Source organism: Alicyclobacillus hesperidum (genome assembly GCF_900107035.1).
Lineage (GTDB): Bacteria > Bacillota > Bacilli > Alicyclobacillales > Alicyclobacillaceae > Alicyclobacillus > Alicyclobacillus hesperidum.
On record NZ_FNOJ01000049.1, the window covers coordinates 1 to 1488 of the forward strand.

Sequence of the window (1488 nt, forward strand, 5' to 3'; positions counted from 1 at the left end):
CCGAACGGACCGGTGACGGCGGGGCAATTGGCACAGTGGATCGTGGACTGGGAGATCAAGGCGCGCCGCGTGGACATGGCGTGGGAGCCGTCGCAGAATCCATTCACCTTGCTACAAGACTTCTCGTTCTTCTACGGGACGGACGTGAAGGGGCCGAACAGCGTACTGACCCAGAAGGACATAATGGCGATTCGGAACAACATCGTGGAGGTCAGCCGTGGGTGGCGGCAGCTTGGGCCGAACAAGGTGGAACTTCTGGAACCATTGATGGATCCGAATGCTGTATCTGGAGCCTTCGTTTATTTAGCTAAACACCACGAAGATTGGAGCCTGTCGGACTGGCCAAAGGTGTATCTGGCATTCATCCGAACTGTGGACAGTCAAACGCTCACATTCGAACCGAATGGCAATGTGATTTACACGTACAAGCGGGGAACAGGATTAACGCCTAACGTAACGGGTGTGTTTGAAAAGGGAGTCGACACCGTATACAGCTCCTATTCCTATTCGGATCAGATAGGCTTAGAAGCTTATAAAGATAACAATCCTACGCTTTACAGCAAGATATTTTATGAACCAGATTATCAGGTCTTTTCTCCCAAAACGCATCTTACAAACTTTCACTATAGCTATCCTGGATATGTTGCCCCTGTAAATGGGCAAATTGCGTTTGAATTATGGGGTTCCATTTGTGACCAATATACAGCGAAAACCGGTGGATCGATTTTTGGGGACGCCATGTATGAATTCACTTATTCCCAAGGTCGTCTTGTAAATGTTCATTTGATAGGGCAAGAATCGGAGAATTATCCATCGGAAGTGATGAGTTATGGGGATTAGTACTCGAAGATTAGCTGCAATAGGTATGTCATTATTGGCTGCTTCAGCAATTTGGTACTCCTTAATTCCAATTGCACATGCAGGCATCAACAATGGAGATGTTGTTGAAGTTTCAATCCCACCTGGTAGTAATGGAGCGTGGACAAACGGTAATGTTCAGCAAGGGTTCAGTGGTACAGGCGATAACGTCGCAATAGGCGGTAATAACGGATCAACTCAAGTTCTTGCAGTTGAAGTGGCTAATCAACAAGCCATGAACGGTTATGGCCCGGGTGATTATATCTTTACTCAATCGGATGAGATACCCGGGAATGGTGCAAATCCAGTATGGATACAACATTTTCTTCCGTCTTATAAATTCACTCTTAAAGATCGGAACAACCAAACATCAGGTCTGTACTACGCCGGCTCCGATGTCTACACGCTGTCGGGCTGGTACGCGCAGCCGAACCCGTACAGCAACCCCTACTGGTACGCGCCAGGGCAGTACGTGCACCTGGCGCCGTACGCCAAGCCGTACGTGCGCATTGACAGCGTGCAGAACGGGCAGTCGCTCGTGCCGGGGAGTACGGTCACGGTGACGGATACCAACAACGACCCAAGCGATGACGGGACGGGCAATCCGGACAAAGTGCCCCAGTCGGGCAC

1 protein-coding gene and 1 pseudogene are annotated in these 1488 nt (G+C 49.7%); both read left to right on the top strand.

Going from position 1 to position 1488, the window contains the following annotated elements; all coding sequences use genetic code 11:
• Positions 1 to 840, top strand: an 840-nt coding sequence (locus BLU70_RS14205) for a hypothetical protein (RefSeq protein ID WP_074694009.1), incomplete at its 5' end; no start/stop codon positions are given.
• A 25-nt stretch (positions 841 to 865) separates the two neighbouring features.
• A pseudogene (locus BLU70_RS14210) lies at positions 866 to 1488 on the top strand (beta strand repeat-containing protein); the annotation flags it as partial.